The organism is Conyzicola sp., from assembly GCF_057073975.1.
Genome location: NZ_JBXMIS010000055.1, coordinates 1 through 26631 on the forward strand (window position 1 = coordinate 1; position 26631 = coordinate 26631).

25 protein-coding genes and 1 pseudogene are annotated in these 26631 nt (G+C 68.7%); 9 read left to right on the forward strand and 17 right to left on the reverse strand.

Features of this window, described 5'->3' with window-relative positions; translation table 11 throughout:
• The 5 genes from AC14A7_RS05020 to mtrA all read right to left on the reverse strand — a co-directional run.
• The coding region (locus AC14A7_RS05020) for an HPF/RaiA family ribosome-associated protein (protein WP_484006837.1) at positions 1 to 236 on the reverse strand (236 nt) is incomplete at its 3' end.
• Between the two features lie 132 nt (positions 237 to 368).
• On the reverse strand, positions 369 to 992 hold the full coding sequence (locus tag AC14A7_RS05025; RefSeq protein WP_484006839.1) for a ComF family protein: 624 nt from the start codon (positions 990 to 992) through the stop codon (positions 369 to 371).
• A 62-nt stretch (positions 993 to 1054) separates the two neighbouring features.
• Entirely contained in the window at positions 1055 to 2719 is a 1665-nt protein-coding gene (locus AC14A7_RS05030; protein WP_484006841.1) for an LpqB family beta-propeller domain-containing protein, read from the reverse strand.
• Complete coding sequence (gene mtrB, locus AC14A7_RS05035; protein WP_484006843.1) at positions 2716 to 4323, reverse strand: MtrAB system histidine kinase MtrB; 1608 nt, start codon at positions 4321 to 4323, stop codon at positions 2716 to 2718. The genes AC14A7_RS05030 and mtrB overlap by 4 nt, the downstream gene beginning before the upstream one ends.
• Before the next feature lie 6 nt (positions 4324 to 4329).
• Positions 4330 to 5010 carry an MtrAB system response regulator MtrA gene (gene mtrA / locus AC14A7_RS05040; RefSeq protein WP_484006845.1) on the reverse strand — a complete coding sequence of 227 codons (681 nt, stop codon included), beginning with the start codon at positions 5008 to 5010 and terminating at the stop codon, positions 4330 to 4332.
• A gap of 125 nt (positions 5011 to 5135) precedes the next feature.
• On the opposite strand from mtrA, the gene AC14A7_RS05045 reads away from it, so the two are divergent.
• Genes AC14A7_RS05045 through AC14A7_RS05070 form a run of 6 tightly spaced genes read left to right on the forward strand, consistent with a single transcriptional unit; the run spans position 5136 to position 11388 of the window.
• Positions 5136 to 6386, forward strand: a complete 1251-nt coding sequence (locus tag AC14A7_RS05045) for a DUF7847 domain-containing protein (protein ID WP_484006847.1) — start codon at positions 5136 to 5138, stop codon at positions 6384 to 6386.
• The gene (locus tag AC14A7_RS05050) at positions 6377 to 7054 is read left to right on the forward strand and encodes a DUF4129 domain-containing protein (RefSeq protein WP_484006849.1); all 678 of its coding nucleotides are present in this window, start codon (positions 6377 to 6379) and stop codon (positions 7052 to 7054) included. The genes AC14A7_RS05045 and AC14A7_RS05050 overlap by 10 nt, the downstream gene beginning before the upstream one ends.
• A complete protein-coding gene (locus AC14A7_RS05055) occupies positions 7051 to 8244 on the forward strand; it encodes a DUF4350 domain-containing protein (RefSeq protein WP_484006850.1) in 1194 nt (397 codons plus the stop codon). Before AC14A7_RS05050 ends, AC14A7_RS05055 begins: the two co-directional genes overlap by 4 nt.
• A gap of 43 nt (positions 8245 to 8287) precedes the next feature.
• Entirely contained in the window at positions 8288 to 9244 is a 957-nt protein-coding gene (locus AC14A7_RS05060; RefSeq protein ID WP_484006852.1) for an AAA family ATPase, read from the forward strand.
• The gene (locus tag AC14A7_RS05065) at positions 9241 to 10548 is read left to right on the forward strand and encodes a DUF58 domain-containing protein (RefSeq protein WP_484006854.1); all 1308 of its coding nucleotides are present in this window, start codon (positions 9241 to 9243) and stop codon (positions 10546 to 10548) included. Before AC14A7_RS05060 ends, AC14A7_RS05065 begins: the two co-directional genes overlap by 4 nt.
• Before the next feature lie 48 nt (positions 10549 to 10596).
• Positions 10597 to 11388 (forward strand): aquaporin, encoded by a 792-nt coding sequence (locus AC14A7_RS05070; RefSeq protein ID WP_484006856.1) that lies wholly within the window; start codon positions 10597 to 10599, stop codon positions 11386 to 11388.
• A 170-nt stretch (positions 11389 to 11558) separates the two neighbouring features.
• Here AC14A7_RS05070 and AC14A7_RS05075 read toward each other — a convergent pair whose 3' ends face one another.
• Positions 11559 to 12554, reverse strand: a complete 996-nt coding sequence (locus tag AC14A7_RS05075) for a stage II sporulation protein M (RefSeq protein ID WP_484006858.1) — start codon at positions 12552 to 12554, stop codon at positions 11559 to 11561.
• A gap of 16 nt (positions 12555 to 12570) precedes the next feature.
• On the opposite strand from AC14A7_RS05075, the gene AC14A7_RS05080 reads away from it, so the two are divergent.
• A complete protein-coding gene (locus tag AC14A7_RS05080; protein WP_484006860.1) occupies positions 12571 to 13464 on the forward strand; it encodes an RDD family protein in 894 nt (297 codons plus the stop codon).
• 12 nt (positions 13465 to 13476) lie between these two features.
• On the opposite strand, the gene ahcY is transcribed toward AC14A7_RS05080, so the two are convergent.
• The 3 genes from ahcY to AC14A7_RS05095 all read right to left on the reverse strand — a co-directional run bounded on the left by ahcY (position 13477) and on the right by AC14A7_RS05095 (position 16853).
• Positions 13477 to 14928: an adenosylhomocysteinase gene (gene ahcY, locus AC14A7_RS05085; RefSeq protein WP_484006862.1), complete on the reverse strand. Its 1452-nt coding sequence runs from the start codon at positions 14926 to 14928 to the stop codon at positions 13477 to 13479.
• A 153-nt stretch (positions 14929 to 15081) separates the two neighbouring features.
• On the reverse strand, positions 15082 to 16500 hold the full coding sequence (locus AC14A7_RS05090; protein WP_484006864.1) for a phosphomannomutase/phosphoglucomutase: 1419 nt from the start codon (positions 16498 to 16500) through the stop codon (positions 15082 to 15084).
• A complete protein-coding gene (locus AC14A7_RS05095; protein WP_484006866.1) occupies positions 16497 to 16853 on the reverse strand; it encodes a DUF3499 family protein in 357 nt (118 codons plus the stop codon). The genes AC14A7_RS05090 and AC14A7_RS05095 overlap by 4 nt, the downstream gene beginning before the upstream one ends.
• Here AC14A7_RS05095 and AC14A7_RS05100 point away from each other — a divergent pair.
• Positions 16755 to 17198, forward strand: a complete 444-nt coding sequence (locus AC14A7_RS05100; RefSeq protein ID WP_484006868.1) for a metallopeptidase family protein — start codon at positions 16755 to 16757, stop codon at positions 17196 to 17198. The genes AC14A7_RS05095 and AC14A7_RS05100 overlap by 99 nt on opposite strands.
• 12 nt (positions 17199 to 17210) lie before the next feature.
• Here AC14A7_RS05100 and AC14A7_RS05105 read toward each other — a convergent pair whose 3' ends face one another.
• The 5 genes from AC14A7_RS05105 to AC14A7_RS05125 form a co-directional block, all read right to left on the reverse strand.
• On the reverse strand, positions 17211 to 18614 hold the full coding sequence (locus tag AC14A7_RS05105) for a DUF5719 family protein (protein WP_484006870.1): 1404 nt from the start codon (positions 18612 to 18614) through the stop codon (positions 17211 to 17213).
• On the reverse strand, positions 18607 to 21435 hold the full coding sequence (locus tag AC14A7_RS05110) for a glycosyltransferase family 2 protein (RefSeq protein ID WP_484006872.1): 2829 nt from the start codon (positions 21433 to 21435) through the stop codon (positions 18607 to 18609). Before AC14A7_RS05110 ends, AC14A7_RS05105 begins: the two co-directional genes overlap by 8 nt.
• 10 nt (positions 21436 to 21445) lie before the next feature.
• Entirely contained in the window at positions 21446 to 21802 is a 357-nt protein-coding gene (locus tag AC14A7_RS05115; protein WP_484006874.1) for a WhiB family transcriptional regulator, read from the reverse strand.
• A gap of 110 nt (positions 21803 to 21912) precedes the next feature.
• A complete protein-coding gene (galE, locus tag AC14A7_RS05120) occupies positions 21913 to 22884 on the reverse strand; it encodes a UDP-glucose 4-epimerase GalE (RefSeq protein WP_484006876.1) in 972 nt (323 codons plus the stop codon).
• A 10-nt stretch (positions 22885 to 22894) separates the two neighbouring features.
• Positions 22895 to 23020 carry a hypothetical protein gene (locus AC14A7_RS05125; protein ID WP_484006878.1) on the reverse strand — a complete coding sequence of 42 codons (126 nt, stop codon included), beginning with the start codon at positions 23018 to 23020 and terminating at the stop codon, positions 22895 to 22897.
• Positions 23021 to 23102: 82 nt separating this feature from the next.
• On the opposite strand from AC14A7_RS05125, the gene AC14A7_RS05130 reads away from it, so the two are divergent.
• Complete coding sequence (locus AC14A7_RS05130) at positions 23103 to 24056, forward strand: GlxA family transcriptional regulator (RefSeq protein ID WP_484006880.1); 954 nt, start codon at positions 23103 to 23105, stop codon at positions 24054 to 24056.
• A gap of 13 nt (positions 24057 to 24069) precedes the next feature.
• Here the strand turns inward: AC14A7_RS05130 and AC14A7_RS05135 are convergent, their stop codons facing one another.
• The 3 genes and pseudogenes from AC14A7_RS05135 to AC14A7_RS05145 form a co-directional block, all read right to left on the reverse strand.
• On the reverse strand, positions 24070 to 25086 hold the full coding sequence (locus AC14A7_RS05135) for a hypothetical protein (RefSeq protein ID WP_484006882.1): 1017 nt from the start codon (positions 25084 to 25086) through the stop codon (positions 24070 to 24072).
• Positions 25087 to 25251: 165 nt separating this feature from the next.
• Positions 25252 to 26349: a hypothetical protein gene (locus AC14A7_RS05140; RefSeq protein WP_484006884.1), complete on the reverse strand. Its 1098-nt coding sequence runs from the start codon at positions 26347 to 26349 to the stop codon at positions 25252 to 25254.
• 79 nt (positions 26350 to 26428) lie between these two features.
• A pseudogene (locus AC14A7_RS05145) lies at positions 26429 to 26631 on the reverse strand (mannose-6-phosphate isomerase, class I); the annotation flags it as partial.

Genomic DNA, 26631 nt, shown 5'->3' on the forward strand with positions numbered 1-26631 from the left:
CCCCCCTCCCCCCCCCCCCCCCCCCCCCCCCCCCCCCCCCCCCCCCCCGGGCCGATGAGGGTGAGCTCGACGCGATCGTCGCCCTTCGACCCGCGGGTCTCATGGTGGCGGGAGACCTTGATCTCGAAGGCGATGGCCTTCTCGGCAAGATGTGCGACCTTCTCTGCCTTCTCAGTCGCGTAATCGCGGAAGCGATCAGTGACCCCAAGGTTGCGCGCGTTGACGGAAATTTCCACGTCGACCTCCCAGTTTTCCCGGCGCCGGGCCCCCTGGAGGCGGTCCTGATTGACGCCCTTTTGCCAAACGTAGTCCTGCCCGGGTGGGAAGTCACGGAAAGGCCACGAGGTCGCACGAGATGCCGAGCGGAGTCATCGGGAGTCGCGAAAATAGCGGGGGGTCGTGGCGAGGGTGACGGCGTCGGCGACCTCGCCGCCGGCGGCCAGAATCGCCCGACGCGCCTCGAGCAGCGTGGAACCCGTCGTGACGACATCGTCGACGAGGGTGAAGCGGCGGCCCGTGAGATCGCCGACGGCGGCGATGGACCCGCGTGAGTTGCGGGCGCGGGCGTCGGCATCGAGCGACTTCTGCGTGGCCGTGGTGCGGGCAGAACGCAGCACCGCTCGCGGGCGGAACCCGGCCCGGGCCACGAGCAGCACGACCGGGTCGTAGCCGCGGCGCCGGTAGGCGGAACGCGAGCCCGGCACCAGCGCAAGCTGGGAGCCGCGATCGGATGCCGCCGCAAGCAGCGGCGCGATCGCCGCAGAGAGTGCGGCAGCGGCATCCGTTCTCCCGCCCTCCTTCAGCGAGAGCACGAGCTCGCGAACGACCCCCTCGTACCGGGCCGCACTCACCACCTCGAGCTGCCCGACTCGAGACAGCACCGGCGGACCGAGAGCAGCACGGCATGCATCGCACACCGAGCGGTCGGCGGAGCCGCAGCCGGCGCACTCCACGGGAAGCAGCACGGCAATGGCATCGAGCAGCAGGCGCATGCCGACACCCAAGCGGATGCGGGCTCGGCTCCGACCCGGAACGTCGTGTCGGTGGAGAACCGCTACTGCTGCGTCGCAAGGAAGGAGACGGTGACACCCGTCGCTGCCCAACCGGCGGCACCGCGCCGCTGGTACACGTCCCCGTCGGCGCCGACGACGCGAAGGCCATCGGCGTCGCCGGTTCCCACGATCGAGTGGCCGCCAACCACGCGCCCTCCCGCCTCGTTCTGCCCGCCGAGCTCGTGGAGCGTGACGGTGGAGCTGGTCGACGACGACTGCCCGGCGAGCGTCGCGATGGTGCGGTCGTCGACCCACGCGGCATCGATCGGCACGACGCCCTGGTCGACCCGCACCTCGTACGCCGGGCCGAGCGCGTAGGGAACCCCGTCGGCGCGGAGGATTCCGTAGACCGCGAGCCGCGACCCGGCGTCTGTCGCCGTGTACACCGCCAGGCGCGATCCGTCGCGGCTCACCTCGAAGGCGACGACGCGGGAGCCTGCCGCGATGGGCGCAGCGATGTCGACTCGCGCCCCCGAAGTGTCGAATACCCGGACGGCAGAGCCCTCGGTGGCCGGAACGGTCCACACGTAACCGCTCGCGTCGGTCGAGGCGAGCAGCCCCGCGCGCGCGTCGAGCAGCAGTTGGTCGGCGCTGTCGGAGAACACGATGTGCACGCCGTCGGGGGCGGTCACCGCAGAGAACTGGCGGTCGCGCGACAGGGTCACGTCGCTCGCATCGAGGGCAACGATCTCTGTGCTCTGCCCGCCGAGGGCGCTCACCGACCCGCCCCCGCCGACGAAGCCGAAGCCGTCGTCAGTGCGGGCAAGCAGAGACCCCTCCACGCTCGGGTTGACCACCGGCACCGACTGCGAGTCGGGAACGTCGATGGGCACCCCGCGCACCGTGATCACGACGCTCGAGACCCCGAGGGTGCTCTTGAGCTGCTCGACCATTCGCGCCGTCGCCTCCCCCGTCGCGTCGAGCACCTCGTCGCTGAGGTCGACGGTGGCAACGCCCGACTCGATCGTGACGGCAGACTCGAGCGTCGTGCCAGGGGGGAACTCGCTGTTCGTGATGCCCTGGGCAAGCCACGACGACTGACCGCTGAGCAGCGTCAGGACGAGGCGCGTGTTGAGGCGCGTGGTGCGGGGAAACCAGCGAACGTCGGGCACGAGGTACTCGTAGCTCGAGTCGAAGTAGTAGAGCGCGAAGTCGTCGAAGATCGTGTCGAAACCCTCGGAGCTCAGCACGATGCCGTCGGGGGCAGCGTTGATGCGCCATTCCCCATCGGCGTCCTGCACCATGCCGAAGTCGAGTCGTTGCGTCGACTGGTCGCCGTTGGTCAGGGTGCCGAGGCTGTCGACGTACGCAGAGGACGAGAACACGTAGGACAGGGTGCCGTCGGCGTTGCCCTGGGTCACCCCGGCGCCGGCGCGCACCTGCGTCGTCGTGTTGGGCTCCCACACGTCGGAGAGCGACGAGGTGAGGAACGTGCGGGCGATCGCATAGTCGTCCTGCGGGCTCGTGGCTGCCTGGATGAATCCGGTGACGATCTCCTCCGGCGTCGCGCCATCCTGGGGGCCTGACGGGTCGTACCCGAAGTCCGGGGCGTCCTCCTTGCCGATAACCTGCCCCTCGTGCACCGGGCCGCTGCTCGGAATGCCGCCGCACCCGACAAGGCCAAGTCCGATTCCAGCAACGAGGGCCACAACAACCGCGCGCCTCATGGCAGCACCTCCTCTGGCAGCGCCGCGTCGTCGGGCGGCAGCTCGAGCGGGGAGCCGCTGAGCATTCCACCGCGCACCCGGGGAAGGGTGAGCCGGAAGCATGAGCCCTCGCCCGGCGCAGACCACACCTCGAGCCAGCCGCCGTGCAGAGCCGCGTCCTCGAGCGAGATCGCGAGCCCGAGGCCCGTGCCGCCCGTGGTGCGCTGGCGCGACGGGTCTGCACGCCAGAACCGGTCGAAGACCCGGTCGACGCTCTCTGCGCTCATGCCGACGCCATAGTCGCGCACGGCGATCGCCACGGCCTTCTCGTCGCTGTCGACGTAGACGACGATGGGCTTGCCCTCGCCGTGGTCGATCGCGTTGCCGAGGAGGTTCTGCATGATGCGCCGGATGCGCCGCGAGTCGAGGTCGGCCTCGAAGTACCCGCCAGGGGCAACGAGCCGCAGCTCTGAGCCCTTCGACTCGGCGAGGTTGGAGACGGAGTCGATCGCATCCTCGACGAGCCGAACGATGTTCGTCGACTCGATCTCCATGTCGACGGCCCCGGCGTCGTAGCGGCTCATCTCGAGCAGGTCGGCGAGCAGCAGCTCGAACCGCTCGACCTGCGTGTGCAGCAGCTCTGCCGTTCTCGCGGTCGTCGGCGAGAAGTTCTCGCGCTGGTCGTAGAGCACGTCGCCGGCGAGACGGATGGTGGTGAGCGGCGTGCGCAGCTCGTGCGAGACATCGGAGACGAAGCGCTGCTGCACCTGGCTGAGGGCGGCGAGCCGGGTGATCTGCTGCTGGAGGCTGTCGGCCATGCCGTTGAAGGAGCGCGCGAGGGTCGCGATGACATCCTCGCCCTTCTCCGGGATGCGAACCTCCAGCTCGCCGGCGGCCAGCCGCTCGCTCGTCTCCGCCGCCATCCGCACCGGCCCGACGACGAGGCGCACGACGACGTAGGTGACCGCGCCGATGAGCACGATGAGGGCGAGGCCGCCGAGCAGCAGTGTCTGCTGCAGGAAGGCGAGGGTGTCCTGGGTGTCGCTCAAGTCGTTGACGATGTAGAGCTCGTAGTCGCCGAAACCGGGCACCTCCAGGCGCGAGCCGACCACGATACCGGGGATGCTGGTGCCGTCCTCCTGCGGAAGCGAGATCGACTGCGTGAAGGTGCGCCGCTCCTCCGAGCCCGACACCGCGGCGCGCAGTTCGTCAGAGATCAGCTCGGCGTCGAGACCGCCCGTGCTTCGGTCGACGGGAGCACCGAAGCCGGGCTGCCCAGGAGAGCGGCGGATCGCGATCTTGGTCGAGCCGACCTGGGTCGACGACGCCTGGCTCGCGGCTTCGAGCGCGCGCTGCATCGTCGTCTCCGCGTCAGCCGTGGTCGACTCGTCGCTCGCGTCGAAGCGGTCCTGCGCCGCGACCGTCGCCCTGGCCGACGCCGCCTCGGCCAGTCGCACGCGCTCGTCGAACAGGTTGTTGCCGACGCTGAACGACATGTAGGCGCCGATGATGAACACCGTCAGCGCAGAGAGCAACACGGTGATCGCGACCGTTCTCAGCTGCAGCGAGGAACGCCACAGACTCGTGAGGGTGCGCAGCCAGCCGCGCCAGTCGAGGTAGCGCATGGCGCGTCAGCTCGCGCTGCCCGCCCGGTAGCCGACGCCACGAACGGTCATGACGATGCGCGGGTTGTCTGGGTCGTTCTCCACCTTGGCGCGCAGGCGCTGCACGTGAACGTTGACGAGCCTGGTGTCGGCCTTGTAGTGGTAGCCCCAGACCTGCTCGAGCAGCATCTCGCGGGTGAACACCTGCTGCGGCTTGAGGGCGAGCGCGAGCAGCAGCTCGAACTCGAGCGGGGTGAGGTTGATCAGCTCTGCTCCACGACGCACCTCGTGGCCGGCGACGTCGAGGGTGAGGTCGCCGATCGTGAGGCTGCCGGTGGCTGCGGTCGTGGCGGGGCGAAGGCGCGTGCGGATGCGCGCGACGAGCTCCTTGGGGTTGAAGGGCTTCACGATGTAGTCGTCGGCGCCGCTCTCGAGGCCCTTGACGACATCCGTTGTATCGCTCTTCGCGGTGAGCATGATGATCGGCACACCCGACTCCTCGCGAATGCGGGAGCAGATCTCGATGCCATCCATTCCGGGCAGCATGAGGTCGAGCAGCACCAGGTCTGGACGTGTGGAGTGGAAGGCGGCAACCGCCTCGGCGCCGTCACCGCAGAACGAGGGCTCGAATCCCTCGGAGCGCAGCACGATGCCGATCATCTCCGCGAGTGCGGTGTCGTCGTCGACAACAAGAACCCTGGCGTTCATAGGCCCCATCTACTGGATCGGCCCCGCGATTCGTAGCTCGCAGGAGCTTTCGCACAAGAGTAGTCGAGTGTGAAAGCATAAGAGCCAGTAGCGCCGCCGACGGTGGCCACAGGAAGGCATCACCGGTGACCGAGACCCCGAACTGGCAGTCGCCCGCCGGAGCAGATCGGCCAGCCGCACAGTCACCGTGGGCATCCCCGATCGCCCCAGCTGCGGCTCCGCAGGCCGGCTACGCACAGCCTGGCTATGCGCAACCACAGCCGGGCGCGGCCCCCGGCTGGACGCCGCCGCCCAAGCCGGGGCTCATCCCGCTCCGCCCGCTGTCGTTCGGCACCATCCTCGGCTCGTCATTCCGCGTGATGCGGCGCAACCCGGCACCGACGTTCGGACTGTCCGTGCTGCTCTACGGATTCATCACCATCGTCTTCGCCGGCGTCTTCGCCGCCCTCATCGCGTTCTCGATCGGTCGCATCGACTCGGCCGACCAGAGCGACTACGACGAGATCCTCTCCGGCTCCATCGCGCTCATCCTGCTGTCGTCGCTGATTCCGGTCGGGTTCGCGATCGTCGCCACCGGCATCCTGCAGGGAATCATCTCGCTGGAGGTCTCTCGTGCCACCCTCGGCGAGAAGCTCAAGACCCGCGGGCTGTGGCGACTCGCCAAGGGCCGACTCGGCGCGCTCATCGGCTACACCGCAGCGCTCAGCGGCATCGCCATCGTCTTCGTCGCCATCGCGTCGTTCGCGGCGTTCGGTGCCTTTGCCGCCACCGGGCAGTCACTGACGGCAACGACCAGCGACCCGAGCGCCATGCTCGGCGCGATCTTCGGATCCTTCGCCCTCATGCTCTTCATCGGGCTGGTGTTCTCCGTGGTCGGCGCCTACTTCGGCACCAAGCTCGCGTTCGTGCCGACCATCATCCTGCTGGAGCGCCTGGCGATCATCCCGGCCGTGCGGCGGTCGTGGCAGCTCACGAAGGGCAACTTCTGGCGCACCCTCGGCACCCAGTTGCTCATCAGCGTGATCATCAACGTCGCCGGCCAGGTGATCACCGCCCCGATCGGCTTCGTGCTCGGCATCGCCGGAGCGCTGGTCAACCCGACGAGCGATCCGGAGGCCTTCGCCGCCACCATGATCGTGACCTACGGGATCGTCGGCATACTATCCATCGTGGTGGGGGCCGTCGGTCTTGTCATGCAGTCGTCGGCATACTCGCTCATCTACATCGACATCCGAATGCGCCGCGAGGGGCTCGACCTCGAGCTGCTGCGCTACGTGGAGGCGAAGCAGTCGGGCACGCCGGGCGTCGACAACCCGTACCTCGTGCGCTCCGGTGCGACGCCGGCGCCAGCCGGCGCTGGCTCCCCGTGGTCCTAGGCCACCTTCTCGTCGAGGTCGCGGCGCGGCTCCCCCTCGACGTGCCCGTCGACCCTGACGCCGACGAGGCGCGCGACCTGCTCGTAGAGGAGCTCGCCAAGCAGGAGTACCAGGCGGCCAAGCCGACCTGGTTCGACCTGCTCATCCGCAGCTTCACCGAGTGGCTCGACAACCTCGTCGCGCCGGAGGGCAACGGCGGGCCCCCCGTGCCTACGCTGCTCGTGGTCGCCATCATCCTTGTCGTCGCCCTCGTCGTGGCGTTCCTCGTCTTCGGCCTCCCCCGGCTCAACCGGCGCAGCGCGGTCACCGGCACGCTGTTCGGCGACGACGACTCCCGCTCGGCGGCAGAGATGCGGGCGGCGGCAGAGGCGGCGGCGGGCGGCGGCGACTACGCCCTCGCCATTGCGGAGATGTTCCGGTGCATCGCCAGGGGCCTCGCCGAGCGCACGGTGCTCTCGACGAGCCCGGGAACCACCGCGCACGATTTCGGAGCCAGAGCCGGCAGGGCGTTCCCCGACAGAGCAGTGGCAATCGCGGATGCCGCTGCCGCCTTCGACGACGTGCGCTACCTCGAGCGGCCGGGCACGCAATCCCGTTACGCGCAGGTCGCAGAGCTCGAGCGCGCCCTCCGCACGGCCCGCCCCGTGCTCGAGGCGGTGGACTCGTGAGCGTCGCACCGACCATCCACCCCGACGACGACATCCTCACGCCGACCGTTCGGCGGTTTCTGCGCAGGTCGCTGTTCTGGATCGGCATCTCGACGATCATCATCGTCATCGCCGCGATCGGGCTGGTCTTCTCCAGCTCGGTCGCCGGCAGCGGCGAGCCCCTCGGGCCCGCCAACCCCGCGCCAGAGGGCACCAAGGCGCTCGTGCAGGTGCTCGGCCATGAGGGCGTCGACGTCGCCATCACTGGCAGTCTCGATGCGACGGTGACGGCGAGCGACGATCCGGCGAAGACCACGCTCGTGGTGCACGATCCGGAGGCGATCCTCACCGAGCAGCAGTGGGAGCGCGCCGCCGATCTCGCCGACACGATCGTGCTCGTCGAGCCCGGGTTCCTCGCTCTGACTACGCTCACTCCCGACGTCTACCAGTCCGGAGTGGTCGAGGAGGGCGAACTGCGCGCGGGCTGCCGCATCCAGGCCGCCGAGACCGCAGGATCCATCTCGGGGGGCGGGCTGGGATACCGCACAGAGGACGACGCCGTCGAGGGGTGCTTCGACAGCGGCGATGAGACCTACTCGCTCGTGCAGGTGCAGCGTGGGGATGCAACCGTCACCGTCCTCGGCGCCAGCCACACGCTCACCAACGGCCGCATCGTCGAGAAGGGCAACGCGGCGCTCGCCCTTGCGCTCCTCGGCTCGCAGCCCCAGCTGATCTGGTACACGCCCGGCCTCGATGACTACGACGATGCCCCGGTGACAGTCGCGGACTTCAGCCCAGGATGGGTCTTCCCGGTCAGCCTCACCCTCGTTCTCGTGTTCATCGCCGCGGCGATCTGGCGTGGACGTAGGTTCGGGCCGCTCATCGTCGAGAACCTGCCGGTCACTGTTCGCTCCAGCGAGACGATGCACGGTCGCGCCCGGCTCTACCAGCACTCCTCCGCGCGACTGCACGCCATCGACTCGCTGCGCATCGGCACGATCGACCGGCTCTCGAGGCTCGTCGGGCTGCCACGACTCGCCACCGTCGACGAGGTGGTGACCAGTGTGGCCGCTATCAGCCGGCGGCAGCAGGCAGAGGTGCGGATGCTGCTCGTCGACGCCGTGCCGCACAACGACAAAGACCTCCTCGAGCTGTCCGACCAGCTGCTGCTTCTCGAAGCAGCCGTGACCAGCGTGCTGCGATCCCGATGACCCAGTTTTTTGAGCCGCAATCACGATATGAAAGAGTGTGAGAATGACTGACTCCGAACTGCGCAGCGCATTCACCTCCGTCCGCACCGAGGTCGGCAAGGCGGTCGTCGGGCAGGACTCGGCGGTGACCGGCCTCATGATCGCCCTCCTTGCCGGGGGGCACGTTCTGCTCGAGGGTGTTCCGGGAGTGGCGAAGACGCTTCTCGTGCGCACGCTGAGCGCGACACTGTCGCTCGACACCAAGCGCGTGCAGTTCACCCCAGACCTCATGCCGGGGGACGTCACCGGCTCGCTGGTGTACGACGCCAAGAACGGCGAGTTCGAGTTTCGCGAGGGGCCGGTGTTCACCAACATCCTGCTCGCCGACGAGATCAACCGCACGCCCCCGAAGACCCAGTCCTCCCTGCTTGAGGCAATGGAGGAGCGTCAGGTCTCCGTCGATGGAGAGACCCGCAAGCTCCCCGTGCCGTTCATGGTCGCCGCGACGATGAACCCGATCGAGTACGAGGGCACCTACACGCTGCCAGAGGCCCAGCTCGACCGGTTCCTGCTGAAGCTCGTGCTCGACCTGCCCGAGCGCGACAACGAGATCGAGGTGCTCACGCGCCACGCGGCGGGGTTCAACCCCCGCGACCTCGCCGCCGCCGGAGTGACCCCGGTGCTCAACGCCGAGACCCTCGCCGAGGCCCAGGCCGCCGTTCGCGCGGTCGGATCGAGCCCGGATGTCGTCGCCTACGCGGTCGACCTCGCGCGCGCCACCCGCCAGAGCCCGTCCGTCAAGCTCGGAGTGAGCCCCCGCGGAACAACGGCACTCCTCGCCGCCGCGAAGGCGTGGGCGTGGCTCAACGGCATGGATGCGATCACGCCAGACCACGTGCAGGCGATGGCGCTTCCCGTGCTGCGCCACCGCATCCAGCTGCGCCCGGAGGCAGAGCTCGAGGGCATCACGAGCGACGCCATCCTTCGCTCGATCCTGCAGCAGGTGCAGGTGCCGATGTGAGCATCTCCTGGCGGTTCGTGGTCTTCCTCGCGCTCGGCATCGTGCCGATCATCGTCGCAGACTCGATCGTGCCGCTGGGCTGGTGGCTGCTCGCCCTGCTCGTCATCGTCGTCGTCGACCTGTCGATCGCAGGATCACCGCGCGCACTGCGGTTCGAGCGGCGCCTTCCCCAGGCTATCCGTCTCGGCGAGACGACCAGTGCTGAGCTCTTCGTCACGAATACGGGTCGGCGGCGGGTGCGCGGCCGCCTTCGCGACGGCTGGCAGCCGTCGGCCGGCGCGGTCGACAACCACAGGCCTATCGTCATCCCGCCCGGCGAGCGCCGCTCGCTCGTGGTGGCGCTGACGCCCTTCCGCCGTGGAGAGCGACGGGCGGTTCACGTGACCGTGCGCTCGTTCGGGCCGCTCGGCTTCGCGGCAAGGCAGGCGAGCATCCTCGCCCCCGGCGCCATCAAGGTGCTGCCGCCATTCAACGCGCGCAAGCACCTGCCATCGCGGCTTGCCAAGCTGCGCGAGCTCGACGGCGCGACCAGCGTCATGGTTCGCGGCCAGGGCACCGAGTTCGACAGCCTCCGCGACTACGTTCGCGGCGACGACGTTCGATCCATCGACTGGCGGGCCACGGCGCGGCGCACAGCGTCGTCGAGAAGCGGGCTCGTGGTGCGCACCTGGAGGCCAGAGCGCGACCGTCGGGTCGTCATCGTCATCGACAGCGGACGCACGTCGGCGGCCCGCATCGACAACGAGCCACGCCTCGACACGGCCTTCGAGTCCGCCCTGCTGCTCGCCGCGCTCGCCACCCGGGCCGGAGACCGCGTCGACCTCGTCATCTACGACCGGCGGGTGCGCGGCCGGGTGCAGGGGGCCACCGGTCCGGAGCTGCTCAACCGCATGGTCACCGCGATGGCGACGGTCGATCCAGAGCTCATCGAGATGGACTGGTCGGTGGTGCCGGGGCTGGTGCGGTCGATCTCCTCCAGTCGCGCGCTCGTCATCCTCGCCACCTCCATCGATGCTCCCGGTGCCTCGCGCGGCCTGCTCTCGATGCTGCCCCAGCTGACCAAGAAGCACCTCGTCGTGGTGTCATCGGTGATCGACCCCGACGTTCTCGCCACGACAGAGCAGCGCGCCAACCGCGAAGACGTCTACCTCGCCGCGGCCGCAGAGCGCTCGCTGCTCGACACCTCCCGTGTCTCCGCGGCTATCCGCCAGTCAGGAGCGGAGGTCGTCACGGGATCGCCCGCCGACCTGCCCCCTGCCCTCGCCGATCGCTATATCGCACTGAAAGCGGCCGGCCGCTTGTAGCCGAGTGTGCCCTGTCTCTGGACGAATCCCGTGGGATACCCTCGGGGAATGGCAAAAGTAACCGGAACCGCAGACCCAACGACCTCGACCCACACGCTCATCTCCGCCCTCATCGCAGAGACCTTCGGCACGTTCGTGCTCGTGTTCGGCACCATCGGCACCGCGCTCTTCTTCGCGCCCCTCGCCGGGCCCCTGCCCGTCGCCTTCGCGATCGGACTATCGGTGCTCATCGCGATCTACTCTGTCGGGCACATCTCCGGGGGGCACTTCAACCCGGCTGTCACACTCGGTCTCGCGATCGCCGGCCGCTTCAGCTGGGGCCGCGTATGGCAGTACGTCGTCGCGCAGGTGCTCGGTGGCGTCGTTGCCTCCAGCGTGCTGTTCCTCATCGCCACGGGTGGCCCGCGCGGCTACGCACGTGACGCAGCGGAGTCCGGATTCGCCTCCAACGGGTTCGGCGACCACTCGCCCGCCGGGTTCGGCCTTCTCGCCGTCATCATCACCGAGGTCGTGCTGACCGCAGTCTTCCTCTTCGTCATCCTCAGCGTCACCGACGTGCGCAACACGACGTCTCTCTCGCCGTTGGTGATCGGATTCACGCTCGTCGTCATCCACCTCGTCGCCATCCCGATCAGCAACGCATCGGTCAACCCTGCCCGCTCGATCGCCACGGCGATCTACGGCGGACCAGACGCTCTCGCCCAGCTCGTCGTCTTCATCCTCGCCCCGGCGTTTGGTGCAGCCGTCGCCGGCGTGACCTACTCTGCGCTGTTCGCCCGTGACACGGTCACGACCGTGGCCACCACCCCGGCAACCACCAAGACGATCAGCACCACGTAGCTCTCCGCTCGAAGAGACCGTCGGCCCCTCGGCCGGCGGTCTCTTCGCGTCCGTGCGCACAACGAAGGAAACGATGGCCCACGGCACCCCGGAGCGCGCGTTCGTGCACACGAGAGGAGAAGTGTCCTTCGTTTTGTGCAGGGCACGGAGCGGGAGGGTCGGGCTCGGCGTCAGCCTGCCGTGAGCTGCGTCGCGCCGCCCTCGAACTCGTCGAGATCGCCGGTGATTCCCGCGCGGTAGGCCCTGCCGCCGAGGATCCACTGGTACGACAGGAACGCGAGCAGCGCGATGGATCCAATCCCGATCTTGATGGCGGGGTGCCACGGCTGGCGCGTGATGAAGCCCTCGACGAGGCCGGAGAGCAGCAGCGCGAGGGTGAGACCGACGGCAACTATCATGAGCGAGCGACCACCGGCCGCGAGTGCCTGAAGCCGCGTCTTGTTGCCTGGCGCGATCCACGACCAGAAGATCGCCATGCCAGCCGCTCCTGCCACGAAGATCGAGTACAGCTCGAGCTGGCCGTGCGGGAGGATGAAGAGGAAGAACACGTCGAGCCGGTCGTACTGCTGCATGATGGCCGCCGTCTGGCCGAGCATCGTGGCGTTGGTCAGCAGCAGGTATGGCGCGTAGACCCCGAGGATGCCGAAGGCAACGCACTGGGTCGCCAGCCACGCGTTGTTGGTCCAGACACTCGCGGTGAACGAGGAGCCGGAGTACTCGGAGTAGTAGTTGACGAAGTCCTCCTTCGCGTACTGCTCGAGGGACGCCTCGTCGGCGAGGGTCGCCAGGATTCGCGGCTCGCCCGTGATCCACACGTAGTAGAGCAGGGCGACGACGATCGACGCGAGAGCGATGACGAGGCTCCCCCACCGGATGCGGTACAGCGCCGCAGGAACCTGGCGAATGAAGAACTCCGGCATGCGACTGAGCACATTGGATGAGGTGCCGGTGAATCGAAGGCGCGCCCGCGACAGGTAGAGCGAAAGTCGCTCGCCCTGCAGGGACTCCCCAGCGGTGCTTCGTATCGCCGACAGCTGGCTCGCGCCCGACTGGTAGCGATCGATCAGCTCGTCGGCCTCTGTACCGCTGAAGCGGCTCTGCTTGCCCAACTGGGCAAGGCGGTCCCACTCATCGCGGTGCGCGGCAGTGTAGGCGTCGAGATCCATCTGCTTCAATGATCACATGCCCGAGACCTCAACTGTCTCGTCGAGAGAACTCGACACGACGAGAGAATCCATCGACTACACCGAGATCGACGACCAGGCCCTCATGACGGGTGAGGCGGTTGCCCTCGACCTGCGCCCGGCGGGCTTCGTGCTGCGCGCAGCCGGCGCGGCAATCGACTTCGTGCTCTACGTCGGCCTGTACCTCATCGGACTCACCGTGTTCATCACCCAGGCGACGGCCTCTGGGCTCGATGAGGCGCTCATCCGGGCGATCAGTATCGCGGGGATCGTGCTGTTCTGGGTGGTCGCGCCGATCGTGGTCGAGACGGTCAGTCACGGCAAGTCTCTGGGCCGGCTCGCTGTCGGCGTGCGCATCGTGCGCGACGACGGCGGGGCGATCGGTCTTCGCCACGCCTTCATCCGCGGGCTGGTCGGCGTCTTCGAGATCTTCATGACGGCGGGCGGTGCTGCCATGCTGGTCGGCCTGCTCAACAGCAGGGCCAAGCGCCTCGGAGACCTGCTGGCCGGCACCTACAGCCAGCACGAGCGCTTCCCCAACTTCCACACGCCGGTGTACGGCGTGCCGCTGCCGCTCCTCGAGTGGGCACAGACCGCGGATGTCGCGCGCATGCCCGATGCGCTGTCCCGTCGCATCGCCCAGTTCCTCGCCCAGGCGCGCGGACTCAGCCCGGACACCCGCGTGCGCCTCGCGCGCGACCTCGCCACGGAGGCGGCGGTCTACGTCTCCCCCGTGCCGCAGAGCGACGCAGAGCTGTTCCTTGCCGCCGTCGCATCGCTTCGGCGGGATCGCGAGCTGCAGGCGCTCGCGCTGGAGCAGCGCAGGCTAGAGCAGCTTCGCCCCGTGCTCACGGGACTGCCGCACCGCTTCCCGCAGCGCCAGGACTCCTGAGCGACTGGACTCCTAGTAGCGGTAGTGGTCGAGCTTGTACGGACCATCGACGCTCACGCCGATGTACGCAGCCTGCTCCGGTGTGAGCCGGGTGAGCTTGACCCCGAGGGCATCGAGGTGCAGCCGCGCGACCTTCTCGTCGAGGTGCTTGGGAAGAACGTAGACGTTCTTCTCGTAGTTCTCGCCGTGCGCGTACAACTCGATCTGGGCGAGCACCTGGTTCGAGAACGAGTTGCTCATGACGAATGACGGGTGGCCGGTGGCGTTGCCGAGGTTCATGAGCCTTCCCTCGCTCAGCACGAGCACGCTGCGGCCGTTGGGCAGGCGCCACTCGTGCACCTGCGGCTTGATCTCGACCTTCTCGACGCCGGGGATGGCGGCGAGACCGGCCATGTCGATCTCGTTGTCGAAGTGGCCGACGTTGGCGACGATCGCGAGGTGCTTCATACCCTGCAGGTGCGCGGCCGTGATCACGTTCTGGTTGCCCGTTCCGGTGACGAAGATGTCGACCGTCTCCAGTACGTCCTCGATCGTGGTGACCTGGTATCCATCCATGGCTGCCTGAAGGGCGTTGATGGGGTCGATCTCGCTGACAATGACGCGGGCGCCCTGCCCGCGCAGCGCCTCTGCTGCACCCTTGCCGACGTCGCCGTAGCTGGCGACGAAGGCGACCTTGCCGCCGATGAGCACGTCGGTCGCGCGGTTGAGGCCGTCGGGCAGCGAGTGGCGGATTCCGTAGACGTTGTCGAACTTCGACTTCGTCACCGAGTCGTTGACGTTGATTGCCGCGAACTGCAGCTCGCCAGCCTTGAAGAGGTCGTAGAGGCGGTGCACGCCGGTCGTGGTCTCTTCTGTAACGCCCATGATGCCGGCGGCCACCTTCGTCCAGCGGTCGGTGCTCTCGCTAAGCGAGCCGCGCAGCAGGTCGAGCACGACCCGCCACTCCTCGGAGTCGGCGTCGGTCGTTGCCGGCACGGCGCCCGCGAGCTCGTACTCGCGGCCCTTGTGAACGAGGATCGTGGCGTCGCCGCCATCGTCGAGGATCATGTTGGGGCCGTCGAAGCCCTCCCACTGGAAGATCTGGTTGGTGCACCACCAGTACTCCTCGAGCGTCTCGCCCTTCCAGGCGAAGACCGGCACGCCGGTCGGCTCGTCGACCGTTCCCGTCGGGCCGACGGCGACTGCCGCCGCAGCGTCATCCTGCGTTGAGAAGATGTTGCAGCTCGCCCAGCGCACGGTTGCGCCAAGCGCGACGAGGGTCTCGATGAGCACCGCGGTCTGCACGGTCATGTGCAGCGAGCCCGCAATACGCGCCCCCGCGAGAGGCTGGGTCGGTCCGTACTCCTCGCGCAGCGCCATGAGACCGGGCATCTCGTTCTCGGCGAGGCGGATCTGGTGGCGTCCGGCTTCGGCGAGTGAGAGGTCGGCGACCTTGAAAGGCAGGGAAGTGGTTGCAGCAAGCATCCGCCAATTCTCGCAGACCTCAGGGCCCCAGACGTTCTCTCGCGCGCTAAACGAAGGAGATATCCGGCCATGAGATCTCCAACAGCCGTTGGGCGACCGACAAAGGCACACGCTCCTTCGTTTTGCGCGAAGGGATCGAGGGGCGCCGGACGGTCAGACGCGGATGAGGGCGAGCACCCGGTCGCGGATGCGCTGCATCTGGTCGAGGCTGCCTGCCTCGACGTTGAGCCGGAGCAACGGCTCGGTGTTCGATGGCCGCACGTTGAACCACCAGAACGGCTCGTCCTGGTCGACTATTCCCGTGACCGTGAGTCCGTCGAACTCGTCGAACTCCCCCGTGCCCGTGAACGCCTCGACGATGCGCGCATAGGCCTTCGGCACATCCTTGACGGTCGAGTTGATCTCGCCGCTCAGGAAGTAGGGGTTGTACTCCGCGGCGAACTGCGACAGCGGGGCGGTCTGCGCTCCAAACTCGGCGAGCAGGTGCATGGCCGCGAGCATGCCGTTGTCTGCACCCCAGAAGTCGCGGAAGTAGTAGTGGGCCGAGTGCTCCCCACCGAAGATCGCACCCGTCGCACGCATGGTGTCTTTGATGAGCGAGTGTCCGACGTTGGTGCGCACGGCGATCGCTCCGGCCGCCTCGATCGTCTCCGGCACGATGCGCGAGGTGATGAGGTTGTGCAGCACGACGATGTCGCCCGTCTCGCCCGCCGCGCGAACCCGCGTGATCTCGCGAAGGGCGACGATGGCGGCAACAGCGGAGGGGTTGACCGGCTCGCCGAGCTCGTCGACGACGAAGCAGCGGTCGGCGTCACCGTCGAACGCGAGGCCGAGGTCTGCGCCGTGCTCGACAACCGCCTTCTGCAGGTCGACGAGGTTGGCCGGCTCGAGGGGGTTGGCCTCGTGGTTGGGGAAGGTTCCGTCGAGTTCGAAGTACATCGGGATGACCTCGATGGGCAGCGACGCGAGCCCGGCGGCCGAGCCGAGCACGGCTGGAACTGTCAGCCCACCCATGCCGTTGCCTGCATCCACCACGATTCGAAGCGGCCGGATGCCAGAGAGGTCGACGAGGTCGCGCAGCTTGGCCGCGTAGTCGGCCAGCACATCCCGCTCGCGGTGCGTACCCGGCGTTGCGACAGGCTCGATGCCCGACTCGAGGTAGGCGATGGCCCGGTCGCGGATCGCCGCGAGACCGGTGTCGAGGCTGATGCCCTGAGCCCCGGCGCGGCTGAACTTGATGCCGTTGTAGGTCGCCGGGTTGTGCGAGGCGGTGAACATCGCCGCCGGCGCGTTGAGGAACCCGGAGGCGAAGTAGGTCTCGTCGGTCGAGCAGAGTCCGATGGAGACGACGTTGGCCCCGCGGGCGGTGGCGCCCCGCGAGAACGCCGCGGCGAACTCCGGGGAGGAATCGCGCATATCGTGGCCGACCACGACATCCTGCGCAGCGGCGCCGATCTCATCGACGAAGGCCGCTGCGAGGGCCTCAACGACCGCCGGTGTCAGCTGCGTGCCGACCAGACCCCGAACGTCGTAGGTCTTGACGAAGGAAGCGAGATCCGCCGGTGCACTCATGCCCCCAAAACTACATGACGGATAACCTGCCACCCCTGCGGCACCGATAGCCGCTGGGCGTGACGATCGCAGAGGTCGTAGCTGTGTGGCTCGGACTTCTGGCTCAATGGCCCGAGAACGGCCATCGAGTCGGCATAGACGTAGGTGAGGGTGCTCGACGCCTCGTCGTTGCACGCCACCTTGCTGCATGGTCGCCCGTTCATCGCTGTCAGCCTAGGGCCGACCGGCGACAACACGGCGAATAGACTCGCTCCATGGCACGCTCGCGACGCACCCCTGCTGCGCGGTCGGTGCGCGGCGGATGGCGCGACCGGCACGGGCGGGGCATTCGCGCCGCGGTGACCGGGCCGCATCTGCCGCCCCTGCGCACGCGCATCGACCTGTTCGAGATGACCGTGGCCTCCACGGCGGAGTACCTCAAGGATGTCTGGCCGGCCGAGCTGGATGGTGTCGCCTTCGAGATCGCTGGCCTTCCCGTGCAGCTCGAGGGAGACGAGGCGGTCGACCGCTGGCGCGTCTATGCGCTCGAGCGCCGCGTCGTGCTCTACCGTCTGCCGATCGAGCGCATGTCGCACCTCCACCTCGACGACGACGCCCACAAGCGCATGATGATTGAGTCGTGCGTGTTCCGGGCTGTGGCAGAACTGCTCGGCAAGGACCCGTGGGATCTCGCCCCCGACCGGTTCCGGCACTTCTAGAGCGCTGCCGGACTACGGGTAGACCACGACCGGTGGCTCTTCTGTCTCGGAGGCGCTGACCGCGTAGGAGCCGAGCCGCCCGGGGCCAACGTAGCCCACGCTGGCCGCGAGCCCCGCACCCCCGACGAGGAGGTAGCTGCGGCCGTCGTCGACGGCGACCCGCACTGCGGCACCCGCAGGCACCTCGATCGGGGTTCCGTCGAGCGTCGCGCTGATCGCAGAGGAGGTGGTGTTGCTGAGTATCACGGCCGAGCCGGGTCCGGCGGCCACCGGGATGAGGGCATCGCCGGTCACCGGGCTGGCGGCAGTGAACCAGGCCAGGTCTGCATCCTCGCCGGCAACCGTCGACGCACGCAGGGCGGCCACGACCGACACGTCGGACTCGATTGTCACCGCATAGCTGCCGTCCTCGAGCTCGTCGAGGGGCACGTCGGTGACGACTCCGGGCTCCAGATCGAGATCGAAGCTGGCCGGAAGCGCGCCCTCCACTGCGGAGGTGATGGTCACGGTCACGGTCGCGGCGTCCGCGCCCGGTGCGAGGATGCGCAGCACGGTGTCGAGGTCGGCGTAGCCCTCGAGGCCCCGCCTTCCCTGCACCTCGATGGAGTTCGCGATGACGAGCCCTGGCACGACATGCCTCGTCGCGGGAGCACCGGTCGGGCCGATGATGTCGATCCCCCCTGGGTCGATTCCGCGCACGATCGACTGCTGCGTCGTTACGGCCACCGGGCCGCCGCGACTGGTCACGTGCACGGCGAGCGATGCAAGGGACGGCGCGAACCCCGCGAGGTTCAGCACACGCTGGCTCCCGGCGGCGACGACGAGACCGGTGGTGCCCGGCGCGTCGACCAGGCCGTCCTCGCTGTACACCTCGATGCTCACAGTGGCCGACACGGCCCCCGGGTTGGCGATCGTCACCAGCGCGGTGCGGCCGACCGTGGTTGAGCCTCCGACGACCCACACGTCACTGCTGGGGGTGCCGCACTCCGCGGCGGCGAACCCGCGGTAGTCCTCGGTGTCGAGGGACTGCGACTGCGCTCCCGCGACGCCGGCGTCGGCATCCGACGGCACCGACAGCGCGACCGGTGCGCCAACGCCACCGCCGGCATCGGTCGCGGAAAGGGCGCGGGACTCGACCTCGCCAGCTGTTGACCCGCGCACCGTCGCCGCCGATCCAATGGGGCTCGTGATCGTCGCGTCGGCTCCCGACTCGTCGCCGAGTCGGAGCACGGAGCCGGGGCAGATCACCTGCTGGGCCGACGGCACCGGGGTCACGACGACACCGGCTGGCTCGTGACGCACGCTCGGCAGCGGCGCGAACGTCGCGACGGCGATGAGCCCGGCGCCGACGACGAGGGCGATCACACCGGTGGCGATTCGCCCGCCAATGAGGAGCGAGGTGCGAGTGTCAGGCATTCTCGTCCTCCTCGAAGGTGTCAGCCGGGTTCTCGTCAGTGCTGGAGACAGCGACCGACCGACGTCGGGATCCCGTGGGAATGGCGAGCAGCAACGCGATGCCGAAGGCGACCGCGAGGGAGAGCAGGTGTGCCGTTCGCAGCGCCCCGCCGCTCTCGTGCGGTGCGGCGGCATCCGCGTCAATGGCGGCGAAGTGCCACAGGTAGCCGTTTGCCGTCTCACCGATCGCTGTGAGGCGATCGCTGGAGTCGAGTGCGTCAGCCGCCCGGAGGGCTGCGCTTGCAGCGGGACCGTCGGCAGCGGGTGCGAGCACGATGAAGCCGATCTGCAGTTCGTTCATCGCAGCGGCGATGTCATAGCCGCTGCGCGCAGAGAGATTGCCCGCGAGTTCTGCGATCTGCTCCTGCGCTGGCGTGAGCTGCCGCCGGGTCGTGGCGAGCGTCGACTGCTCGTCGAGGGTCGTGCCGACTCCGCGATGCAGCACGGCCTGAATCGATCCGTCTGGCTGTGCCCGCAACTCGAGCGTTCCAACATCGGGGTCGGATGACGCCGCCGCCGTCACGAAGGCGGGCAGCACGCGACCGGAGCTCTCTCCCACCATGGCGGTACCGGCGAGGGGGGCGCCGAGCAGTGGAATCGCGACCGCGACGCTAGCGGCGACCGCGAGCAGCCCGGGAAGAGCCACCACCGAGCCGAGTGCCTCCAGCGCGATCACCGCGGCGCCGACGAGGCCGAGCCAGTACAGGCTGAGTCCGCTGCCCGGCCAGATCACGGTGGCATCAGAACCGACCTGGATCACGGCCAGCTGCGCAGAGGCCACCGCGGTGACGAAGCCGAGACCGGCAACCACTACCGCGGGGATCGCCCGCCGCGAGGCAGGCAGGAAGAGCGAGAGCACTGCGAGACCGGCAAGCGGCGCAAGGAGTGCGGAGACCAGTACGGCTGCCGCGCTGCCGGGAAGCCCGATCGTGGCGGCGATGGTCGACCACCCGCCGAGCCCGGGCTCGACCGCGCCGAGCGCCAGCTGCCATCCGGATGCCGCCTTCACTGCCGACGCGACTCCGGGGTCGGCGAGAAGCGCGAGCCACGATCCGGCCGCAGCCTGCTGCAGCACGAGGGGCGCGAACAGAGCCGCAGCCGGGAGGGGAACCAGGGCGATCCGCGCCGCGGACCGTGGGTGTGTCGCCAGCCAGGCGATCCATCCGATGACGAGCGCGGGAACGAGTACGGGGGCGCTTGCTGCGACGGCTGCGAACAGCAGGGCTGCGGCACCGGCCGCCGACCAGCTTCGCGCGGCGTTGACCAGGGCGAGCACGAGCCACGGCAGCAGGATGTGCGCGATCACCGCGCCGAGGTGGCCGGAGTTGAGACCGGAGAGGAACGGCGGGGCGACCGCCCAGAGCACCGCTGCGACACCGGGAGCCCAGCCGCGGGTCGCGAAGCGCGCCGCACACGCCCAGGCGGCGAGGCCGGCGAGAGGGAGGGCAAGGATGTAGAGCACGACGACACTCGCCGACGGCGACCAGAACGTCAGGGACCCCAGTGCGGCAAGCACGAGGGAGAACGGGTCGGACGCGCCGACGAACCCGCCGCCTGGCTCGCGCCAGCCGTAGCCGACGTTGGCCCAGAGCGCGGCGACTGAGCCGCTCAGTGGCACGATGCCGCCACCGGCGACCGCGCTCTCGCCGAGAAGCCGTAGGTTGGCGACCACCCCCGCCGCAGCGAGGGCGATGACCACCCATGCGCCGCCGGCGGTGAAGAAGCCGGGGCGCGGAGACTCTGGCTCCACCGTGCCCCCCGTCGACGCGCGCACTGCCGCCCGGTTCGCCGCGAGTTCGCGGGCCTGGCCCGGCTGCACGCGCAGCGGGGCGATCGCACCCCAGCCGAGCGATCGTGCTCTGGCCAGGTTGCGTCGCGACCCGGCGATGCTGGTGTCGAAGGCAGCAGAGAATGCTGCGGCCAGCTCACCGGGCACGGCCCAGGCGCGCTTGGCCGCGAGGTGCACGAGTGAGCGGCCGATGGCGAGAGGCAGGAGGCTGAGCCAGTGCACGGGGAGGGCGGCACCCGGCGCGTAGACGAGGCGGCGGCGCACCTGGGCGGTGCGGGCGATCCTCGCCGTAGCTGCCTGGCCGATTCCGTCGCGACCGAAGTTCTCCGGTCCGCCGGCAGACGCGACCCGTGCGCCGGGCACGCTGACAACACGGTGGCCGGCGAGGCGCACGCGCACGCAGAAGTCGAGGGCGGCATCCGTGCTCGCAAGACCTGGGTCGAAGCCGCCTATGGCAGACCAGACCCGTCGGCGCACGAGCATGCCGCCGGCTGCCACCGCCATCAGGTCGCTGCGACGGTCGTGCTGGGCCTGGTCGAGCTCGTTCGACACGAGCTGCACGCTGCGACCGTAGGCGGTCATCGACTCGCCGAACGTCGAGATCACATCGGGCTGTGCCCACCGCATGAGCTTCGGACCCGCCACCGCCACCGAGGGGGCGACCTCTACCGCGTCGAGCAGTGCTGCGAGCGCGCCGGGCTCTGGCGCATTGTCGTGGGCGAGCAGCCACAGCCACTCATCGTCTGACTCGGCCTGGTCGATGACACGGAGGGCGGCTGCCACGGCACCGCCGAAGCTGCTTCGCGCGGGTGCGGTGACGAACTGGGTCGGGCCGGCCGCGGCGAGAAGGGCGGCGGACTCGTCAGTGGATGCGGCATCCACCATGACAAGGGAATCGGGACGCCGTCGCTGTGCCGCAATCGCGGCGAGGGTGCGCTGCAGGTACTCCGCCCCATTGCGGGCGACGAGAACCGCTGTAACCCTGGCGCGCATCTAGTAGATGCTAGGCGCGCTTGCGGAGCTTTCTGCGCTCCCGCTCGGAGAGTCCGCCCCAAATACCGAATCGCTCGTCATTCTCAAGGGCGTACTCGAGGCAGCGGGTGCGCACCTCGCACGACGTGCAGATCTTCTTGGCATCGCGGGTCGAGCCGCCCTTCTCCGGGAAGAAGGCCTCTGGATCGGTCTGCGCGCAGAGCGAGTCGGTCTGCCAGGCCAGCGGGTCGTCATTGTCTGGCTTGCGCAGCCCCGGGACGCCGAGAAGGACCGGATCGACGAACCAGTCGTCAGGAACGCGGGCTGGAGAAGGAGCGGGTGCGGGGACTGCCGAGGTCGGCACGGCGCGGTACTCGCTGTTCGCCATAGTGCTCGTCCCTCCACGCTCGACACCCGACCGGCCGTAATGCGTTAGTGATAATTACACCGTTGTAGTTACCGAGAGTCAAGTCGTGGATCATAAAACCTTGAACCGCTTCAGGAGGGTTGGCTGGCCCGGCGTGTTGCGGCCCAGGCGGAATCGACCATCTGCTCGAGGGAGTGGCGCATGGTCCAGTCGAGGTCGCGCGCGGCCAGGTCGCCGGCTGCAACGATGCGGGCCGGATCGCCTGCACGACGTGGTCCGATCTCCGGCGTGAAGCCGATGCCTGTCACCGTTGCCATCGCGGTCATGATGTCGCGAAGCGATGCCCCAGAGCCGCTGCCGAGGTTGTAGACGGGTTCGAGCGGCTCCCCCGCATCGAGGCGGCGCGCCGCTGCCACGTGCGATGCAGCGAGGTCGGCGACGTGAATGTCGTCGCGCACGGGCGTGCCGTCGGGCGTCGGGTAGTCGTCCCCGTTCATGCGCGGGGTGCGACCCTCGAGCAGCGCGGCGAAGACGAGCGGAAAGAGGTTGTGCGGGCTCGTGTCGTACACGTCGTCGTAGCCAGACCCGACCACGTTGAAGTAGCGAAGGCTCGCGTGGCGAAGGCCGACCGCCGTCGCCTGGTCGCGCAGCAGCCACTCGCCGATGAGCTTGGACTCCCCGTAGGGCGATTCCGGGCGCGTGGGGGTCTGCTCCGTCACCAGATCGGTGTCGGGAGTGCCGTACACCGCCGCACTCGAGGAGAACACGATGCGGTCGACCCCGTTCTCCTGCATCGCTGCCAGCAGCACCGCGGTGCCAGTGACGTTCTGCTCGTAGGTGTGCAGGGGTCGCTGCACGCTCACCCCGGCGTACTTGAATCCTGCGACGTGGATGACGCCGGTGACTGCGTTGTCGCGGATGGTCTGCGAGACGAGAGCGGCATCCAGTATCGATCCACGCACGAAGGGTACGTCGGCAGAGAGAAACGACTCGTGGCCGCTCGAGAGATCATCGAGCACGGCCGTCGCAATGCCCTCACTCTGCAGGGCCCGCACCACGTGTGCGCCGATGTAGCCTGCTCCGCCAGTTACGAGCCATGTCATGCCGTCAACGCTAGCGGTAGTAGTGCGACCCCTCAGAACAGGTTGGCACGCGGTGGTACCCATCGGTGAGCAGCGAGTGGATGGTGGCCACGGCCGCCACGATGGCGAGGGCCGCGACGATGATGATGAGTGTCATGGCTGAAACTCTATGTTTTGCTAATTCCTGCCTCCAGTGGCAGGATGGCCACACACCGTTACATTCCTGCCAAGGAGTTTCCATGCTGCGCAAAGTCGTCCTCCTCGCCCTTCCCGGCGTCGCGCCGTTCGAGTTCGGCGTCGTCTGCGAGGTGTTCGGCATCGACCGCTCCGGCACCGGCGCACCCCAGTTCGACTTCGCCATCACCACCGCCGATCCAGGCCCCGTGCGCACGAGCCTGGGCTACACGATGGAGATCGCCAACGACCTCTCCATCGCCGCCGACGCCGACCTCGTCGCGGTGCCAGCGCACGAGATCACGGGCATCGACGAGCGCTACCTCCAGGTCATCCGCGAGGCAGAGGCGCGGGGAGCGTGGGTGCTCAGCGTGTGCAGCGGGGCGTTCGCACTCGCCGCTGCCGGCATCCTTCGCGGTCGCCGCGCCACCACGCACTGGATGCACACCGACCGGCTCGCCGCCTGGTACCCAGACACCGCGGTTGACGCCGACGTGCTGTTCGTCGAGGACCGCAAGGTCGTCACGTCTGCTGGCACCGCGGCGGGAATCGACGCAGCCCTCCACATCGTGCGCAAGGAGCACGGCGCAGCGGCGACCAATGTCATCGCCCGGCGCATGGTGGTGCCGCCCCAGCGTGACGGCGGGCAGAGCCAGTACATCGACACGCCGATCCAGGAGTGCAAGAGCGACTCGTTCGCCATCGTCGCCGACTGGATGCTGCAGAACCTCGAGAAAGACCTCACCGTCGACCAACTCGCCCGCAAGGCCCTCATGAGCTCACGCACCTTTGCGCGCCGCTTCCGGGCCGACATGGGCACGACCCCGGCCGCGTGGCTCAACCGGCAGCGCATCATCCGGGCGCAGCAGTTGCTCGAGACCTCCGACATGGGGTTGGAGGGCATCGCCCAGGACACCGGCTTCGGCACCGCCGCCGTCATGCGGCACCACTTCCTCAAGGTGCTGCAGACCACCCCGACCGCCTACCGCCGCGCCTTCGGCGCCCGCCAGACCGCCTGACCCCTCTCGTCGCTCACAACGAAGGAGATCGCCGCTGATCGGGTGGCGGACCGCCTGTTCGCGCGACGATCACCGCGTATCTCCTTCGTTTTCGGAGAACGGCGGCGAGGGCTCGGGGCGGCGCAGGGCGCTGCGCTCGGCGCGCCACGAGCTCGAGGTCGTCGGCGATCGAGCGACGGATTGCCGCGAGACAGACCGGCCACGTCGCGTACAGCTGGCGATAGGTGAAGCGCAGCACCGAGTCGCCGGCCGCAGCCATCGTCGCGTCGCGGTCGTGATCGGCCTCGTACCTGCTCTCGGCGTCCCCGGTCCACCGGGGGTCGTGCTGGGCGCCATCCACCTCAACGTAGGTGTGCGGCGAGACCCGCCCGTCGAGGTAGCCGACCCCTCGAACGAATGGTTGCGACTCCATGACTATTCCCGCGTCCATGAGCCACAGCCGCACAAAGGTCTCGCCGTGCGAGTCGTCGAGCGCCGACACCATCGTCAGCCAACAGCGGCACCGCGACGGCGCACGCCGGAATACCCGCTCGAGGCGATCGAGGCTCCACCGCTTGTGACGCATGATCGCGCTCGCACAGGCGACTGCCACATCCCGAGTCTCGTTCTCGATGACGCTGAGCAGGGCGTCATCGATCGACACACGCCACGGGGAGGTGTGCATGTCACGAGGGGTGTCGACCCAGAGCACGTCGACGGGATCGGACGGGATGCGCCGCTCCCGGCGATCGTCCGGCCTTCGCAGGCGGCACGCATTGGCCGGCACCGCGACGAGGGATCGCTCGCGCCGAGGCACCCGCAACCCGTATGTCTCGAGTGCCGACACTCCGGTCAGGCGCCCGCCGACTCGCACGGCGCGAACGGCCGCCTCCGGGGCGTCTGGCACCGAGTACCAGCCGTGGCGCACGCGAAAGATGCGGCGAGCCGCATGCGCGCGTCGGATGTCGCGGTCGGTTAATCCCATTGCGAGCAGATCACGGCGGCGCGCGAACAACCCGCTGCGACGGATGCTGCGCTCGACGGGGTCCACCCACTGATGGTGCGGCTCTCCCGCGCACGTGCGCGGAGGAATCCTGGATCTGTGCACTCCTCGAGAACTCTCGCCCTGCCACGGACTCGTCGCTCAAAACGAAGGAGGAGTGAGCTCATCTCGTCGCGAAGGCCGTGTTCGAGCAGCCGACCGCGACGATCTCCTTCAATTTGCGAGCGGAGAGGTGAGGGTTGCGGTCACTCGGGGGATGGCAGCGGCGAGGGCGACCGCAACGTCGTCGAGCCCGCGGTCTGGGTAGGTGCCGAGCGATCCCTGCATCCACGTGTCGCCAACAAGGGCATCGACCCAGCACTGGTTCTCCTTGCAGTACCCGAGGGCCTCGGAGGCGCCGGGCACGTCCACGGCCACTGCGTCCGGATGCGCGGCTACGACCTCTGGCCAGACCCAGCCAGACCCAGGGGTGACCGACACCCAGAAGCTGAAGAACAGGTCGGACTGCCCCGACCACGTGCAGGAGAGGTGGCCGGCCTCCGCCATGGCACGGTACCTGATCGCGAGCCCGTCGCCACTGCCCTCGTCCTGCGGGCCGTAGCCGGAGGCGACACCGGACGCGGCGAAGACGGCTCCATCGGGATCGAGTCCTTCCGGGCAGGCGTCCGTCGCGTCGCGGGTGATCGGCGGCTCGAATCGGGGAAGGGGTTCGCCGAGGTCGCCGAGACGCGCATCGACCAACTGGGCGAGGGACGTCAGCGCTGGCTCCACCTCGGCGGCAGACATGTCCAGGTTGTGAAAGATCGCCACCCAGTAGCCGTTCGAGGCGAAGTTGACCTCGCAGTGGCTCCAGTCGGACTCCCCGTAGCACAGCGACGACTCCCGCTCTCCGACAGTGCCGTTGAGCACGCTCCCCTGCTCGAAACCACGCGCGGCAAGAGCATCCAGGTGCGCGCGGTAGAGGGCGTCGCCCTCGGCGAGGGCGACCACCGTCAGGTCTCCGCCGGCGCCAACCCACTCGCACGTCGCGAGCCCCGACTGGGCGAACGCGGCGGATGACGGACTCGCGCTCACCGGCCGGCTCGCAGATCGCGCCGCGCCGCTCCCGACGAGGGCGGCCGCCTTCTCGAGCGGAAGGAGGTCCTCGCAGTCCCCTGGCAGCCGCGAACCCGGCACCCCGACCGGCTCCGGCGCCGTCGACGCTGACGCGGAGGGCGACGGAGACGAGACGGATGCTGGCGGCGCGCTGGCGCAGGCGCTCAGCGCAACTACGACAAGGGACGATAGGGCAACCGTGAGAGAGGCTCGCATGAGTGAAAGCTACCCGCGCACACTCGCAGGCGCATCCGCCCTCCGATGTACGCGACGAGCCGGTACGCTGACCCCGTCGCTACGCCGGCGTCGTCGCGACGAAGAGCTCGCCGGATCCTCGCACCGTGAGAGACGGCTCACCCGTGACAAAGAACGAGTCGCCCCGCGAGACCTTCTGGCCGTTGAGCTCGAAGGAGCCAGCGGTGCACAGCACGATGGCGTCGGCCGGCAGAGAGAGGTCGGTCTCGCCCGTCACGTGCACGAGCTCGAAGTCGCGCACGT